Source organism: Candidatus Poriferisodalis sp., assembly GCF_965203655.1.
Lineage (GTDB): Bacteria > Actinomycetota > Acidimicrobiia > Acidimicrobiales > Poriferisodalaceae > Poriferisodalis.
Genome location: NZ_CBDBDD010000002.1, coordinates 183,114 through 198,569, shown reverse-complemented (window position 1 = coordinate 198,569; position 15,456 = coordinate 183,114). Strand labels below are relative to the sequence as shown.

15 protein-coding genes are annotated in these 15,456 nt (G+C 67.8%); 9 read left to right on the top strand and 6 right to left on the bottom strand.

From position 1 onward, the window contains the following. Nucleotides 1-115 precede the first annotated feature (115 nt). The 3 genes from ACOGW9_RS01320 to ACOGW9_RS01310 all read left to right on the top strand — a co-directional run bounded on the left by ACOGW9_RS01320 (nucleotide 116) and on the right by ACOGW9_RS01310 (nucleotide 2,689). Nucleotides 116-427 carry a hypothetical protein gene (locus ACOGW9_RS01320; protein WP_419856067.1) on the top strand — a complete coding sequence of 104 codons (312 nt, stop codon included), beginning with the start codon at nucleotides 116-118 and terminating at the stop codon, nucleotides 425-427. A gap of 242 nt (nucleotides 428-669) precedes the next feature. Then, complete coding sequence (locus ACOGW9_RS01315; RefSeq protein WP_419907640.1) at nucleotides 670-1,935, top strand: ATP-binding protein; 1,266 nt, start codon at nucleotides 670-672, stop codon at nucleotides 1,933-1,935. Between the two features lie 289 nt (nucleotides 1,936-2,224). Beyond that, the gene (locus tag ACOGW9_RS01310) at nucleotides 2,225-2,689 is read left to right on the top strand and encodes a hypothetical protein (RefSeq protein ID WP_419907639.1); all 465 of its coding nucleotides are present in this window, start codon (nucleotides 2,225-2,227) and stop codon (nucleotides 2,687-2,689) included. A 67-nt stretch (nucleotides 2,690-2,756) separates the two neighbouring features. Here ACOGW9_RS01310 and ACOGW9_RS01305 read toward each other — a convergent pair whose 3' ends face one another. From ACOGW9_RS01305 to ACOGW9_RS01295, 3 genes are all read right to left on the bottom strand, one after another. Continuing rightward, nucleotides 2,757-2,912 carry a hypothetical protein gene (locus ACOGW9_RS01305; RefSeq protein ID WP_419907637.1) on the bottom strand — a complete coding sequence of 52 codons (156 nt, stop codon included), beginning with the start codon at nucleotides 2,910-2,912 and terminating at the stop codon, nucleotides 2,757-2,759. Between the two features lie 163 nt (nucleotides 2,913-3,075). Beyond that, nucleotides 3,076-3,951: an ATP phosphoribosyltransferase gene (gene hisG / locus ACOGW9_RS01300; RefSeq protein WP_419907635.1), complete on the bottom strand. Its 876-nt coding sequence runs from the start codon at nucleotides 3,949-3,951 to the stop codon at nucleotides 3,076-3,078. Between the two features lie 105 nt (nucleotides 3,952-4,056). Beyond that, nucleotides 4,057-4,560: a hypothetical protein gene (locus ACOGW9_RS01295; protein ID WP_419907633.1), complete on the bottom strand. Its 504-nt coding sequence runs from the start codon at nucleotides 4,558-4,560 to the stop codon at nucleotides 4,057-4,059. Between the two features lie 245 nt (nucleotides 4,561-4,805). On the opposite strand from ACOGW9_RS01295, the gene infC reads away from it, so the two are divergent. The 6 genes from infC to pheT all read left to right on the top strand — a co-directional run bounded on the left by infC (nucleotide 4,806) and on the right by pheT (nucleotide 10,464). Continuing rightward, entirely contained in the window at nucleotides 4,806-5,306 is a 501-nt protein-coding gene (gene infC, locus ACOGW9_RS01290) for a translation initiation factor IF-3 (protein WP_419907631.1), read from the top strand. A gap of 104 nt (nucleotides 5,307-5,410) precedes the next feature. Beyond that, nucleotides 5,411-5,605, top strand: a complete 195-nt coding sequence (gene rpmI / locus ACOGW9_RS01285) for a 50S ribosomal protein L35 (RefSeq protein WP_419907629.1) — start codon at nucleotides 5,411-5,413, stop codon at nucleotides 5,603-5,605. Nucleotides 5,606-5,648: 43 nt separating this feature from the next. Next, entirely contained in the window at nucleotides 5,649-6,026 is a 378-nt protein-coding gene (gene rplT, locus ACOGW9_RS01280) for a 50S ribosomal protein L20 (protein ID WP_419907627.1), read from the top strand. Nucleotides 6,027-6,082: 56 nt separating this feature from the next. After that, nucleotides 6,083-6,859, top strand: coding sequence for a TrmH family RNA methyltransferase (locus tag ACOGW9_RS01275; protein ID WP_419907625.1), 777 nt, complete (start codon nucleotides 6,083-6,085; stop codon nucleotides 6,857-6,859). 82 nt (nucleotides 6,860-6,941) lie between these two features. Continuing rightward, nucleotides 6,942-7,994 carry a phenylalanine--tRNA ligase subunit alpha gene (gene pheS, locus ACOGW9_RS01270; protein ID WP_419907715.1) on the top strand — a complete coding sequence of 351 codons (1,053 nt, stop codon included), beginning with the start codon at nucleotides 6,942-6,944 and terminating at the stop codon, nucleotides 7,992-7,994. Between the two features lie 37 nt (nucleotides 7,995-8,031). After that, entirely contained in the window at nucleotides 8,032-10,464 is a 2,433-nt protein-coding gene (gene pheT / locus ACOGW9_RS01265; protein ID WP_419907623.1) for a phenylalanine--tRNA ligase subunit beta, read from the top strand. A 48-nt stretch (nucleotides 10,465-10,512) separates the two neighbouring features. Here the strand turns inward: pheT and ACOGW9_RS01260 are convergent, their stop codons facing one another. The 3 genes from ACOGW9_RS01260 to ACOGW9_RS01250 all read right to left on the bottom strand — a co-directional run bounded on the left by ACOGW9_RS01260 (nucleotide 10,513) and on the right by ACOGW9_RS01250 (nucleotide 15,455). Next, nucleotides 10,513-11,463 (bottom strand): D-isomer specific 2-hydroxyacid dehydrogenase family protein, encoded by a 951-nt coding sequence (locus ACOGW9_RS01260; protein ID WP_419907621.1) that lies wholly within the window; start codon nucleotides 11,461-11,463, stop codon nucleotides 10,513-10,515. Nucleotides 11,464-11,510: 47 nt separating this feature from the next. Continuing rightward, nucleotides 11,511-12,374, bottom strand: a complete 864-nt coding sequence (locus tag ACOGW9_RS01255; protein ID WP_419907619.1) for an SDR family NAD(P)-dependent oxidoreductase — start codon at nucleotides 12,372-12,374, stop codon at nucleotides 11,511-11,513. Between the two features lie 90 nt (nucleotides 12,375-12,464). Next, on the bottom strand, nucleotides 12,465-15,455 hold the full coding sequence (locus tag ACOGW9_RS01250) for a cytochrome P450 (RefSeq protein WP_419907617.1): 2,991 nt from the start codon (nucleotides 15,453-15,455) through the stop codon (nucleotides 12,465-12,467). Nucleotide 15,456 lies beyond the last annotated feature (1 nt).

The window sequence follows — 15,456 nt, the reverse complement described above, 5'->3', positions numbered from 1 at the left end:
GCGCCGCTCAAGTCGTCATCGGCATCGGTCGTGAACCGCGCCGTATGGCGCATCGCGACCGGATGATCCGAAAATCGCTTGCAGAGGCATGGCCGGTGGTGGTTACGCTGGGGTCATGAGCGATGAACCGGCGCCGCAGGGAATGCCCTCGGTGGGCGAGATGCTCGACGAGACCTTTGCGGTTCAGCGAAGGTCGCTGCAGCGCATCGAGGACTCGCAGAAAGAGCTGGAGCGGTCGCAGGGCGAGACGAATGAGCGTTTGGGCCGGCTTGAGGACTCGCAGCGCGAGACGAATGAGCGTCTGGGCCGGCTTGAGGACTCGCAGAGGGAGCTGGAGCGGTCGCAGCGTGGCGTCAGCGAAACGCTGAGCGGCCACAGCGCGCTCTTGGAGGGAATCGCCAGCAAGCTGGACAAGCTCGCATCTTGAGGCCGCCCCGCGGGAGCAGGGAAGGCGCTCAGGGGGACGATTTTGGAGATCGGCATCTCGACGATGTCCGTCGCGCCCTGTTCGATCAGTTCGATTGAGAACGATTCGATGGATGTATGGGGATGCAGTGGACAAAACTGCTAACAAAGTAGCAACAAAAATTGTTGTAATGCTAAGACGAAATTACTGATAACGTTTCGACGAATATGCAAGTAAGGGGCCGGGAAGGCGAGTTCTCCGGTATGGACGAGTTGCCGCGGCGCCTTGAGCCGGTCATTCGGCAGGCGCTGTCGAGCTTCCGGGTGGTGGTGGTCAGCGGTGCGCGCCAGGCGGGCAAGACCACGCTGGTGCGGCGGACGCTCGACGGTGCGGGCACGTTCGCCCGCTTGGACCACGAGGCGACCCTGCGGGCTGCCTTGGAAGACCCGGCGGGCTTCGCGGCGTTCGGGGACACCCCGCGGGCTATCGACGAGGTGCAGCGGGCGGGGGAGCCGCTGATACGCGCGATCAAGAGCATCGTCGACGACGACGCCGGCCGTGGGCAGTTCCTGCTCAACGGGTCGGCCGATTTTCTGACCGTGCCGAGCATCTCGGAGTCGCTGGCTGGGCGAGCGGCTCTGTTGGAGCTGTGGCCGTTCACCCAAGGCGAGCTTGGAGGGGCGCCGGACGGCTTTCTCGAAGCGGCGTTCGCCGACCCGGACCTGCTGCTCGATGCCGAGCCGTCATCGCTGGGCCTAGCGGACTACCTCGAGCGCATCTGCGCGGGCGGCTTCCCCGAACCGGCGCTGATGGCGCCGCGGATGCGCGGAGCGTGGTTTCGCGACTATGTGCGCACCGTCACCCAGCGCGACATCAAGGATCTGACCGGCGCGCGCCGCGTGCGCGAACTGCCCAAGCTGCTCGCGCTGCTGGCTGCGCGCACATCAGGCGAACTGGTCACGGCGAGCCTGCTGCGCGCCAGCGACCTGGGCAGCCGGGACACCATGGAGGCCTATCTGGGCTACCTCCAGATGACCTACCTGGTGCTGCTCGTTCCCGCTTGGTCGCGCAACCTGTCGGCCAAAATCATCCGCCGGCCCAAGGCGCACCTCACCGACAGCGGGCTTGCCGCACACTTGCTCGGCCGCGACCCCCGCTCACTGGCCCGACCCACCGACACAGCGCGGGGACAGCTCCTCGAGTCGTTCGTCGTCAACGAATTGCATCGGCAGGCGTCTTGGCTCACCGACGAAGTGCGCCTGCACCACCTGCGCGAACGCGGCGGCCCTGAAGTGGACATCGTCGCCGAATCCCTCGACGGCCGATTCGTCGCTGTCGAGGTCAAGTCCGCCCCCCAAGCAGACCGTCACGACGCCCGACATCTCCTCTGGCTGCAGGACAAGGCCCCCGACGACTTCGTGTGCGGCGTGGTGCTGCACACCGGCGCACGCGCCTACCGCCTCGACGACCGCATCCTCGCCCTGCCCGTCTCGCGCCTGTGGACGACCGACCGTCTCAGCGACACCTAGCCCCCCAGATTGCGCAAGCGTCCCAGGAAACACCAAACGCTGAGTCGGAGATGTCGGTCGCGCCGCGTTCGATCAGCTCGGGGATGAGCACGTTGATCGTCTGCTTCGTACGGTGCGGTCGACGCGGTCTGCGAGCTTGGTGCGTGACGTGGCGGCGTGCGGCAAATGGGTTGCGGGCGTGCAGCGCGGGGTGGCTAGCTTGTTGGGTGCCATCGTTGCCCGGCATCAGCGGCGACCGATTCTGAACCACTTGTGCGCTCTCCAGCGCCGTGACCTGCAGCGAGGGCCGATGTCCGCTCCTCTTGAATCGATCGCCGCGATGACCGACCAGGCAGACGCCGACGACCTGTCGCCCGCCGATGTCGAGCCACGCCCGGCCGCCCAGCCGCCGACGGGGACTGTTGCTGCGGGTGTGCTGTGGCGGGAGCCGCGGTCGGTGTCGCCGAACGCGATCATCGGGCTGCTCGGCACCTTGCTTGCAGGCGTGTTGTTGTGGGCGCTGACGTACATGTCGTCGCAGATGAACTCGCTGGGAGACCGCATCGACGGCCTCGGCGACAAGATCGACACCGAGATCGGCGAGCTGCGGGCGGAGATGCGGGATGGCTTCGGTGAGGTGAACGCGACGCTGCTGGATCACACCGAACGGCTGGCTCGCCTCGAGACAAGTGCCGGCCTCTCTCGACCTGCGGATGACCCCGCAGATGCGGAAGCCACCGCAGATGACGAATCGAATGACGGCAACAGAGGTTGAGTGATGGCGGCCTGATAGTCGCTCCAGCTGTTGCGGGTTCGCGGTTGTTGCGTCATCTCTTGTCGGGTCACAGCCATGGCGTGTCGCCGCCGAGGATCGACCCGGGCTCCGCCAGCGCCGAGCGGCGTGCGTTGGGAACCTCGTCGAGCGATACCTCGCTGGCCGCGAACTGCCGGGCGCTGGTGGTCTTGCCGCAGGCTTCAGCGTACGTGGTGAGAGGCATCTGATGGACGCTTTGGGAAGATTCCAATGGATGATTTAGGAACAATTTGATGGATGTTCTGAGGCGCGTTCGATACGTTCTCGATCTCAGCCCCCAACCCAAGGCTGCGACCCCTCAGATCACGCCCGACACACAAAACCCGAGTGTCACTGTTGGGTTTGGCTCAGGGGACGATCTTGGAGATCGGCATCTCGACGATGTCCGTCGCGCCGCGTTCGATCAGCTCGGGGATGAGCACGTTGATCGTCTGCTTCGGGGCCACTGTCTCGACCGCGTAGGCCTCGCCGCCCCAGAGCTCGTTCACGGTCGGCGCCTTCATCGAGGGCAGCACGTCCACCACGGCGTCGAGATGCTCACGGCCCACGTTCAGCTTCACCAGCACCTTGCCCCGCGCGTCCAGCACACCGTCGAGCAGTGTCTTGATTTGCGTCATCGCACGCTGCTTGTCGGGGTCGTCGTAGGCAGCCTGGTTGGTGAAGATCTCGGTGTAGCTCGTGAGGATCTCGTCGATGATCCGCAGGCCTGCCGCGTGCAGGGCCCGACCAGTTTCGGTGAGGTCGACCACGGCGTCCACGATCTCAGGCGCCTTTGCCTCGGTAGCGCCATAGCTCAGCCGCACGTCGGCATCCACGCCGCGCTCAGCGAAGAACCGTCGGGTCAGCTCGGGATACTCGCTCGACACCCGCACCCCGTCCGGCAAGTCGGTGAGCGCCCCGAACTTGCTGTCGTCGGGCACCGCCACCACGATGCGCACCGGCCGCGAAGTCGCCTTCGAGTAGCGCAGCTCGCCGAGCGAGACCACATCGCTGTTTGTCTCCTCGATCCAGTCGCGCCCCGCGATGCCCAGGTCGAACAACCCGTCCGCGACATAGGACGGGATCTCCTGGGGTCGCAGGATGCGCACATCGTCAATGCGCGGGTCGTCGATGCTGGCGCGGTAGTCCACCGCCGAGCCCCGCCGCACCGGCAGGTCTGCATCTTCAAAGAGCTGCAGGGTCGCCGCTTCGAGCGAGCCCTTGGGGAGCACGAGCTTGAGCACGGGCGGTAACGGTACCCGCAGCGCTTCACTGCGCCCTGCTGATTTTTCTCGCGCCGGATGGCGGCGTGCCCGAGCCCCGAGGCCGCTTTGCTTCAGGCGCCTCGTCTATTCGCCTGCTGTCTGGCGCTTGTGGATCTCGACGTAGGCGAGGCGAATCTGCTGCAGCGCACCTTGCAGCGTGTCGCCGGCCGGCAGTTGGTCGGCGAGGTTGTCCACCAGCAGGCCCAGGGCGTCGATCGGGAGACGTGCCTCAGCAAGATCGGGAGGGTCACGCCGCAGATGCAATGCCGCAAGCTCGAACAACCCCATCATGTGGTTCTGCACGATCTCGGCCGCAGGCACCGAGACGAGCTGTTCCTGGGCTTCGCGCAGCTGCTCCTGCATCGCGGCGAGCTCTTCGGGATCGAACGGCTCGCCCGTACGCGGATCGATCGGGAGCCCGGTCTCGGGGTCGATATCGAGTTCGCCGGCGAAGGCACCGCCCTCCCCGTCGTCGGCCGGGCCGTATGCGCCTCCTCCGTCGGCCGGGGGAGGAGGACCGCTCGGCGGCTCGTCGGTGCTCTCGCGAGGCACCCGGTGCTCACCCCCCGGTGTCCACAACGTGCTCATCGGCGACCTCTCTGGCTGTCTCGCAGTGCTGCATATGGCCTGCGCTGTTACCCTACGGCCCCTACAACTGGAACAAGCGGGGTCATGCCCCCACCGAGCCGCTCAAGGGCGAGTCTCGGTACCGGGCTCGCAAGAGGACGCCGCGTGGACGAGGAGCGTCCTTTGGACAAGCGAGTACGGCCATAGCACGCGCCAGCGACGGTGACGCCCGGATCAACGAGGACATCAGGGTCCGCGAGGTCCGCTTGGTTGCACCCGACGGCGAGCAGATCGGCATCAAGTCGTTGCCTGAGGCCCTGCAAATCGCCCGCAATATGGATCTCGACCTCGTCGAGGTGGCTCCCAACGCCGCCCCACCGGTCTGCCGGATCATGGATTACGGCAAGTACAAGTACGAGGCGGCACAGCGGGCGAAGGAATCGCGGCGCAAGGCGACGCACACGGGGCTCAAGGAGATGAAGTACCGGCCCAAGATCGGGACCGGCGACTTCGGTACCAAGACAGCAAAGATCTGCAAGTTCCTCGAGGACGGCCACAAGGTCAAGGTCACCGTCATGTTCCGGGGGCGTGAGGTATTCCATCCCGAGCTGGGCGGCCAGATTCTCGAGCGAGTCGCCGAGGCAGTCGCCGACATCGGGAAGGTCGACCAGTTCCCGAGGCTGGACGGGCGCAACATGACCATGTTGCTGAGTCCAGATCGCGCCTCTCGTCAGCGTCGCAAGGCAGCCGATCGGCCAGCCGACTGACTCCCGGCCAGACGATCTGCCGACCGGCGGGCGCTCTGCCCCCCGGTCGTCGGGCTCGCGCTCAGCAAAGCCAACTCAGCCTCAAAGAAGCAAAGCAGCACACCATGCCCAAAATGAAGACACACAGCGGCGCCAAGAAGCGCTTCAAGACGACGGGTTCCGGCAAGCTCGTTCGGCGCAAGCGCAACCGCAACCACCTGCTCGAGAAGAAGTCGTCCAAACGCAAGCGGCAGCTGGCGATGGAAGGCGACGTGTCAGCAGCCGACGCCAAGCGCGTCAAGCGGATGCTGGGCCGCTGAGGCCCGCACCCAGGTCCGATCCAAGCAACACCGGAGGATCAACGTGGCACGAGTCAAGCGATCAGTGGCCAGCCGTACCCGCCGCAAGGCCACCCTGGCTCAGGCGAAGGGTTACTACGGCAACAAGAGCAGGTCGTTCAGGGCTGCCAACGAGCAGCTCATGCATAGCGGCCAGTACGCGTTCCGCGACCGCAGGGCGCGCAAGGGCGAGTTCCGGCGGTTGTGGATCCAGCGCATCAACGCTGCGGCACGCCAAAACGGCACCACCTACAGCCGGCTCATGCATGGACTGGGCGTGGCTGGCATCACCGTCGATCGCAAGAACTTGGCCGACCTCGCCGTGAGCGATCCAGCAGCATTCGCAGCGATCGCCGAGCGCGCCGAGGCTGCCCTCGGCGGCGCAGCCGACACAGCAGCCTGAGCACTCCCGAGCCAACAGCGCCCTCCAAGGCCGCGCTGTCGCGGCTGTCACGTCTGGTGCGCGACCGGCGCCAGCGCGATGCGACCGGTCTGGCGGTCGTCGAAGGGCCTAGGGCAGTCGACGGGGCGCTGGCCAGCGGCGCCACCCTCGAAGCCGTGTTCGCCCGCCCTGAGCTGGTCGACCGCTACGCGCCCGCGAGCACGCCCGACGCCCATCCGGATGCAACCCGGCTCGGCCCTGGCTACCCCGAGCGGATCGGCGCGATTCACCCAGTCCCTGCTGATGAGCTCGATCCTTTGGCAGATGCCATGAACCCCCAAGGCGTGCTGGCGATTGCACGCTTCGCCGACGCGCTGCTCAGCGATGCGGTGAGCGCGGAGCGGGTCGTGGTGCTCGAAGCAGTACGCGACCCGGGCAACGCCGGTGCCGTGGTCCGCAGCGCGGTGGCCGCAGGCTTCGGAGCCGTCATCGCGACCGAAGGCACGACCGATCTGTGGAGCCCCAAGGCACTGCGCGGTGCTGCAGGGCTGACCTTCGGGCCGATGGTCAGCCGCGGGCACTCGACCTCGGAGGTGCTCGATGCTCTCGCCCACGCCGGACACCTCCGGGTGCGCGCTGCGCCCGACGGCGAGGTGACGCTGGACGACCTGCCTCGCTCGGACCGCATGACGCTCGTGGTGGGCAACGAGGCCCACGGGCCGTCCGACGATGCCGTCGCAAGCACCGACATCGCCGTCGCGATTCCCATGCAACACCCCGTCGACTCGCTCAACGTCGCTGTCGCCGCCGCCGTGCTGATGTACGCGATGCGGGCGCAGGCAGAAAATCACTGACCATTCGGCTCTGCGGCGTCGTACCCTGCCTGCCGTGAACGGTCCGGCCGCCGACGCGGGCCTCGACACGCTGCTCGCCGATATCGACACTGCACGTAGCCAAGGACTGGCTGATATCGCCGCCGCGTCCACCGCCGACGAGCTGGCCCAGACCGAATCCGGCCTGTTCGGGCGCAAGTCGGTGCTGGGCCAGATCAAGCAGGGATTCGGCTCGCTGCCCGTCGAGATGCGCGCCGCTGCCGGGCGGGCGCTCAACGAAGCCCAGCAGGAGCTGCGCACGGCGCACGCCAACGCAGCCGACGGGCTCGCTGCCGCAGCGCGCCGCACCCAGCTCCAGCAGGAGTGGCTGGATCTCACCGAGACGCCGCCGGGCCCGGGGCGGGGCCACCTTCACCTGGTCACCCAGACCACCGAACGCCTCGAGGACGTGTTCGTCGGCATGGGGTTCACCGTCTCTGAAGGTCCGCAGGCGGAGACCGACTGGTACAACTTCGAGGCGCTCAACCTGCCCGCTGCGCACCCCGCCCGCTCCATGTGGGACACGCTCTATCTGGACTTGGGCGAGCGCACCGAGCTGGGCGACGGCGAGGGCGGCGAGGCCTCCAACGTGGTGCTGCGCACCCACACCTCCCCGGTGCAGATCCGGGTCATGGAATCGGGGGCGCCGCCGATCTACACGATCTGCCCGGGTCGCGTCTTCCGGCGCGACACCGCCGATGCCAGCCACATGCCCGTGTTCCATCAGATCGAGGGCCTGGTGGTGGATCGGGGCATCTCCTTCGCCGACCTTGCGGGGACGCTGGAGGAGTTCACCTCGGCGTACTTCGGCAAAGCCATCTCGTCACGTCTGCGCCCCTCGTACTTCCCCTTCACCGAGCCGTCGGCGGAGTTCGACATCACCTGCGTGATCTGCGGAGGCGCAGGCTGCCAGACCTGCCAGCGCACCGGCTGGATCGAGCTGGGCGGCTGCGGCATGGTGCATCCCAACGTGCTCGCGAACTGCGGCATCGACTTCGAGGAATGGACCGGGTTCGCATTCGGCTTCGGCATCGACCGACTGGCCCTGATGCGCCACGGCATCGACGACCTGCGCGACATGTACACCAACGACATCAGGTTCTTGAGACAGTTCTGATGCTCGCGGAATCGTTCTGGCGAGGGGGGCAGCCCCGATGAAGGTGCTGCTGAGCTGGCTGCGCGAGTTCGCCCCCATCGAGGGCGAACCCGCCGAGCTGGCCGATCACCTGAGCGACTTGGGCATGGCTGTCGAGGAGATGCGGGTTTTGCCACCGCTCGACGGTGTGCTAGTTGCCCGTGTCGCAGGATTGCGGCCGCATCCCGAGGCCGACCGCATCCAGCTCGTCGACGTGGAACTGCCAGGTGCGACGGGGGAGGGAACCGGTGGCGCGCTGCAGGTGTGCTGCGGCGCGTTCAACATGACCGAGGGCGATCTCGTGCCGCTCGCGACGGTCGGCACCACGATGCCCGGCGGGCTGGAGATCGGCGAGCGCCGGCTGCGCGGCCAGCTCTCGCAGGGGATGTGCTGCTCGGCCGCCGAGCTGGGATTGGGCGATGACGCCGAGGGCATCATGATCCTGCCCGGCAACCTCGAGCTCGGTGCGCCGCTGATGGACCAGCTCGGCTTGGCCGGCGACGTGCTGTACGACCTCGAGGTCAACCCGAACCGTCCTGATGCCATGTCGGTGGCCGGCGTGGCCCGCGATTTGGCTGCCCGGCTCGGCGTCCCGTTCCGGATTCGGGAACCGGCCGTCAGCGAGACCGGCGAGGACATCTCGACGGTGGCATCGGTGGAGATCATCGACGCTGATCTTTGCGGTCGGTTTGGCGTGCGCGTCATCCGGGACGTGTCCATCGGCCAGTCGCCGCTGTGGATGCAGTTGCGCCTCGTGCTGTGCGGGATGCGTCCGATCAACGCTGTCGTGGACGTCTCCAACTACCTCATGCTCGAATTGGGCACGCCGAACCACACCTACGACCTGGCGCTCGTGCCCGACGGTCACCTCGGAACGCGGCGCAGCCTTGGTGGCGAGCGCGCCGTGACACTCGACGGCACCGAACGCGAGATGCTCCGGGGCGACGGCGTGATCGTCGACCGGGACGATCGGATCATCGGCATCTCGGGCGTGATGGGCGCCGAGAACACCGAGATCAGCGACCGCACGACGGCGGTGCTGCTCGAGCTGGCCTGGTGGGATCGCCTGTCGATCTCGCGCACGTCCCAGCGCTTGGGCCTGCGTTCGGAGGCCTCGATGCGCTTCGAGCGCGGCACCGACCATGAGCTCGTGCCGACCGCATTGGATCGGTTCTGCGAGCTGCTGGACCGGGTGACCCCTGGCGGCGTGTCGGTATGCCGCGGCCGGCTCGACGGCCGGGGCGACCTGCCCGAGACCACCCACGTCTCGGTTCGCCCCGCTCGCATGACACACCTGCTCGGGAGGCCATTCAGCGCCGATGAGCTGCGCGGCCTGCTCGACCCGATCGGCTTGCAGTGCGCGGCGCTTGACGGCGACGCCGACGGAGCGCTGCAGGTGACCATCCCGAGCTTCCGTCCAGACATCGAAACCGAGACCGACGTGGCCGAGGAAGTGGCCCGCCACTACGGCTACGGGCGGCTCGGCCGCACCGTGCCCCGCTCGCCGGAGCCTGGCCGCCTCACCCCGACGCAGCGCCTGCGTCGCGACCTGCGCCGGGTGCTGGTGGGCGCCGGACTGTCCGAGGCGATGCCGAACCCGTTCTTGGCGCCCGACGCGCTCCGGCGTGCGGGCATCGACGGGGTGGAGCCGGTGCAGTTGCTGAACCCGCTCGCCAGCGAGGAATCCGTGATGCGGCCGTCGCTGCTCCCCGGCCTGCTCACCGCAGCGGCGTACAACTCCTCGCACCGCAACGACACCGTGTCGCTGTTCGAGATCGGCGTGGTGTTCGGCCCCCCGCAGCCGAAAGGCGCTGACCCAACCGGCACAGGCACGGCTGCTGCAGACGTACTGCCCACCGAGACGGAGCACCTCGGCATTATCTGGGCTGGCGGCGAAGCGGCCGACGCAGTGCATCTCACCGAGTTGATCGCAACTGCATTCGGCCTCGATGTCGAGCTCACGAACGCGAACGACATCGACGCCATGCACCCCGTTCGCGCAGCGGTGGTCATGCTCGGCGAGCAGACCATCGGGGTCGTGGGCGAGGTCGACCCGGTGGTGTGCGAACGCCATGGCCTCGCACAACGCTGCGCCTGGCTCCAAGTCAACGTGGAGCCCCTGCTCGCGGCGGCAACCGAAGCCGCCGACCGCCCCTACCAACTCGTCTCCACCTACCCGTCCAGCGACATCGACCTGGCATTCGCAGTCCCCGACAGCGTCCAGGCATCGCAGGTGTGCAGCACGCTGCTGGCTGCAGGTGGCGACGAACTGCGCTCGGTCGAGCTGTTTGACATCTACCGGGGCGATCAGCTGGCTTCGGGCACCCGCTCGCTGGCCTATCGCCTGCGGATGCAGGCCGACGACCGCACGCTCACCGACGAGCAAGTGGCCGACATCCGTCAACGCTGCATCGACGCTGTCGAGAACTCCCACAACGCTGCCCTGCGTTGAAGCACCGGACGCGACGACTCGCCCCCGCCGGGCGTTGACGAAGCGGCCTCAGTAGCCCAGGTCGAGGTACACGGGGCCGATCAGCGGCTCGCCCGCAACCCGCAGCGCCACGTTGGCGGTGACCCGCTCGGCCAGCAGCACGAGGCCCATCTCGGGGGTGTTGCCGATGTGGGGCGTGATGAGGCAGTTCGGCAGGCTCCACAGGGGATGGCCGTCCGGCAGGGGCTCGGGGTCGGTGACGTCCAGCGCTGCGCCGCCGATCTGGCCGGCCTGCAGGGCAGCGACGAGATCGTCGGTGACGATGTGCCCGCCGCGGGCCACGTTCACGACCCAAGCATGGTCAGGCAAGGCGGCCAGCTCGGCTGCTCCGATGATGCCGGTCGTGGCCGGCGTGAGCGCCAGCGCCAGCACCAGCACATCAGTGCCCGGCAGCACCTGTGCCAGCTCGCTTGGTCCGACCACGCGTGAAACTCCAGCTGTGTCCGATGTCGCCGCACTATGCGGCGCTGTGAGCCCCGGGCGGTTGCGCACCACCGTCACGTCGCACTCGAATGGCGCCAGCAGGCGCAGCAGCGACTCGGTGATGCCGCCGCCGCCCAGCACGGTCACTGAGGCGCCGAGCAGATTGCGGCCCTGCGGCTTCTCCCACCGCCCGGCACGGGCGTAGGTCGCCATGCCGCGCATGCCCGCCAGCGCCAGCATCAAAGCGTGCTCTGCAACGGGCTCGGCGTATACACCCTTGCCGCAGTACCACTCGATGGCGGGCCGGGTGGTCACGACATCGACGACGGGCTCGATGCCGGCATAGGGAAGCTGCACCCATTGGATTCCAGGGTTGGCATCCACCACCTCGCCAATCAAGTTCGCCTGGGTGGGCTCGGCCCACACGAGTGCCGACGCGCTGTCGGGCGTGCTGACCGTGCCGCCGCCGCGCTCGACCGCCTCGGCCAGCACCGATCGCCGCCAGCAGTCCGGTTCGACGGCAACGCGCACGCTCACCGCGCCGCCGTCCTGCCGCCCTGCGGGAAGCGCACCGCCGGGGCTCCTCAGCGGCCGGCAGCCATGACGCCGCCGTCGGGGAAGATGATCTCGCCGGTCACGAAGCTGGCGTCGTCGCTGCACAGGTACAGGCAGGCGTTGGCGATGTCGTCGGGCACGCCGAGCCGGCCCAGCGGGGTCTCCCGCTCGCGTGCCTGCACCCACCGCTCGTTGCCGAGCACCGCACCGCTCATCGACGTCTGGATATATCCGGGCCCGACGGCGTTCACTCTGATGCCATAGCGGCTCAGCTCCAGCGCCGCGCAGCGGGTCAGCATCCACACGCCGGCCTTGGATACGCAGTAGTCGGAGCTGCCTTTGAGCACGTTGGTGCCGGCGACCGAGGAGATGTTGACGATGGCGCCGCCGCCGTTGTCGCGCATTTTGCGGGCCACGGCTTGGTTGGTGAGCATGACCCCGGTGAGGTTGACGTCGAGCACCCGTTGCCACGATTCGAGCGACTTGTCGATGAAGAACATGTCGCCCCGGTCGAAGAGATCCTGGCCCTGCTGTTCTTCGATTTCGCGGCTGACGTAGCCCGAATGGGAGATGCCGGCTGCGGCGACGCACGCGTCGATGCGCCCGAACGCGTCGACGGCCGCATCGGCCATCGCATCGTTCTCGGACTGGTCGGAGGTGTCCACCCGCACGGCGATGGCATCGCGGCCCAGCGCGTTGATCTCCTCGACGACGTTCGCCGCACGGTCAGGGTTCAGGTCGGCCACGACGATCGATGCGCCCTCGGCGGCAAAGCGAAGCCCGCACGCCCGCCCGATGCCCGACGCCCCGCCGGTGATCACCGCCACCTTGCCCGCCATGCGTCCCGCTGTGTCCGATGACGCCGCTCCATGCGGCGCTGTGTCCAAAGTCATCGCCCCTCCCCGTGCTGCCAGTCAGCTTGTGCCGTTGAGCGAGCAAGATCATGCCCTAACTGCGGAACCCAAGTCGGCTGGAGCAGTAGTTCAGCTCTTGTTGCCCACCCGGGCCTTCAGGTTCTCCCGGCGCCCGCGGATGAGCCGCCAGGTGACCCGCTCGTGGCGCGGCGAGATGCCCATGGCCTGGCGGATGATCTTCTCGTCGACGTCATCGGGTGCCGGCGAGAAGCCGATCTCGGTGGCCATGCGCACCCCGTTGCGAGCGAAGAACGACGACGCGATCCGCTCAAACTGCGCCAGCACCTCCATGTCTGGCTCCAGCTCGCCGGTCACCGAGCACAGGTAGGCGAAGTTCTTGATGAACAGCATCAACTCTTTGGGGATGCGGGCCCCGTTCGCTAGCAGCCCCGAGATCAGGGCCCTGAACTCGGCGGTGAACTCGTCCTCGGTCAGCTCCAGCGGGTCGAACGCGGGCCGGTCCAGGCGCAGGTCGGCGATCACGCGCTCGGGGCTGCTGCCGGGGCCGAACGCCCCTAGGTCGATCATCCCGGCGACCTGGGACTGCAGGTCGCCGGTGAGCAGGCCCACGACGTAGCGCAGGAACGCCACCCGCTTGGGCCCCTCGAGGCGGCCGGTGATGCCGAAGTCGACCAGCCCGATCACCGGCGGTTCGCCAGGCGATATCGCCTCGGTGTCGACGAACACGTTGCCGGCGTGGAAATCGCCGTGGAAGACACCCGACATGCATGCCCCGTGCAGCAGGGCGTCGTTCATCTGGCGGAAGATCGCTGCCGCATCGCCGTCGGAGAGATCGTTGGGGCGCAGCTCGCTGAGCGGCCTGCCGCCCACAGGGCTCATGACGATCACCCGCTCGGTGACGCCGTCGAGCATCACCGAGGGCAGCTCCCAGCGACCTGAGGTGGTCGCTCGCAACGAATGGTCCACCTCGAACAGGTTGGCCACCTCCACCCGGAAGTCGAGTTCCTCGGTGATGGTCTCAGCGAAGAGCTCCACGAGCGCCGGCGGATTGGCGAGCGCGGTGATCGGGATACGGCCGACGAGCTTGGGAGCGATCCATGCCAGCACCGCCAGGTCCCGCTCGACGCGTCGCCGGATGCGCGGTCGCTGCACCTTGACCATCACCCGTGTGCCGTCGGTGAGCCAGGCCTCGTGCACCTGTGCGATCGAGGCTGCCGCTGTGGGCTCGGTCTCGAATCGTGAGAACCGGTCATCGAGCGGACCCAGCTCGTCGGTGACCAGTTTGCGTATCGCCGGCCACCGCTCGGCCGGCACCCGGTCGCGGCACATCCTGCACTCGGCCACGAGCGCGTCGGGGAAGACGCCCTCACCGGCAGCGATCAGCTGCGCGAGCTTGATGTATGCCGGACCGAGCTTCGTCGCCGCGATGCGCAGTCGCCGGTAGATGCGCTCCCGCCGCTGGTCGGCGTCGAGGCGGCGGTCGAGCAGACGACCTGCGTAGGTGGCCCACCCGATGCGAGCCGCGGTGACGACGAGGCGCCGCAGCGGCGGGAACCGCGGGCGGTCGATCAGCTCGGGAACGCTGGCGTGGATCGCTTGGCGCAGCGGTGCCACCGAGGCCAGAAAGCTGTCGCGTTCGGGGGAGACGCCCCCGCGGACCTGACTGTCCGCCGCTGGCAGCGTGCCGGCTTCGATGTACGACTCCGATGGGGGAGCGTTCAGCTGCAGTTGCATGCGCTCGGGCCCCCAGATGCCCATCGACAGCGGCTTCCACATCACCGGCTCGCTCACTTCGAAGCGCTCCACCCGATCGACAAAGGCGCGCAGCGCCTCCTGCAGCTCGGCACGCGCCAAGAACGCGCCGAGGCAGTGGTGAGCGCCACTGCCGAACGCCAAGTGCGGGTGCTCACGGGGGATCGACGGATCGAACTCGTAAGGGTCCGCGTCGGCAGGTGCGATATCCGAACGCGCTTCCGAGGCAGCAACGGCATGTTCCGGGCATCCGCCCGACAGGCTCGCGGCGTGCAAGCCGATCATCACCACTGTGCCGGCCGGGAACAGCAAGCCGTCCACCACGATGTCGTCCGTGGCGATGCGCATGGCGGTTCGGACGGCACCGATGTAGCGCAGCGACTCTTCTACGTAGGCCGGAATCCGGTCGGGATCCGCCCGCAGCGCCGCGTACTGGCGGGGCCGATCCGCGAGCACCGCGAGCGTGGCGCCGAGCTGGTTCCGCGTCGTGTCGGTGCCGGCGATCAGCAGCGCCTCGACCATGCCGATGAGCTCGTCGGCGCTCAGACTGTCGCCTTCATCGGAGACACTGATCAGCTCGGTCAGCAGGTCGTCGGCGGGTTCGCGGCGCCGTTGGGAGATGAGGTCCACCACGTACGCACCCAGTTCGGCCTGCGCAACGGCAATGTCGCCCAGCCGCTCCAGAACTGCCTCGGCGTCGCCGTCGAAGAGCCCGAAGATGGTCTCTGCCCAGCGACCGAACTGGGACCAGTCATCGTCGGTCACCCCCAGCAGGCGGCAGATGACCGGCACTGGGTACGGATCGCACAGCGCCGAGACGATCTCGCCGCCGCCGGCGGACACCAGCGGGTCGATCAGCCGAGCCGCATGCGCAGCCATGAAAGGCCGCAGCCGATCTGCAGCCGCGGGCGTGAAGGCTCGGCCGAACAGCCTGCGAAGCCGGCGATGATCAGAACCTTCCAGCGCCAAAACGTTGGGCCGGGCCCGCATCGCGTCGTCGCTTGCAGCGGGTGAGCCGTCGCGGCGGGCTCGAGCCATGAATGCGTTGAAGTTCACCGTGGAGCGGCCACCGTCGCGCTCGCCGGACCCGTCGAGCATCGCGACACCGGCCAGCATCGAGATCCAGGCGGGTTCGCGCAGGATCGTGCGCGCCTGGTCGTAACCGTGGACGAACAGCCCGAACGGCGTGCGCACCACCCAATCACCCGTGCGGCTGAGCTCCCGGCTCATCTCGACCAGGTCAGCGAACGCCCCGATGGCGAAGTCCGCGTACGGCACCGTTGCCTCATCGTCGACCGAACGGATCGGCACCTCCGTCAGGTGCAGCGCTGCTGCGGTGCTGTTCACA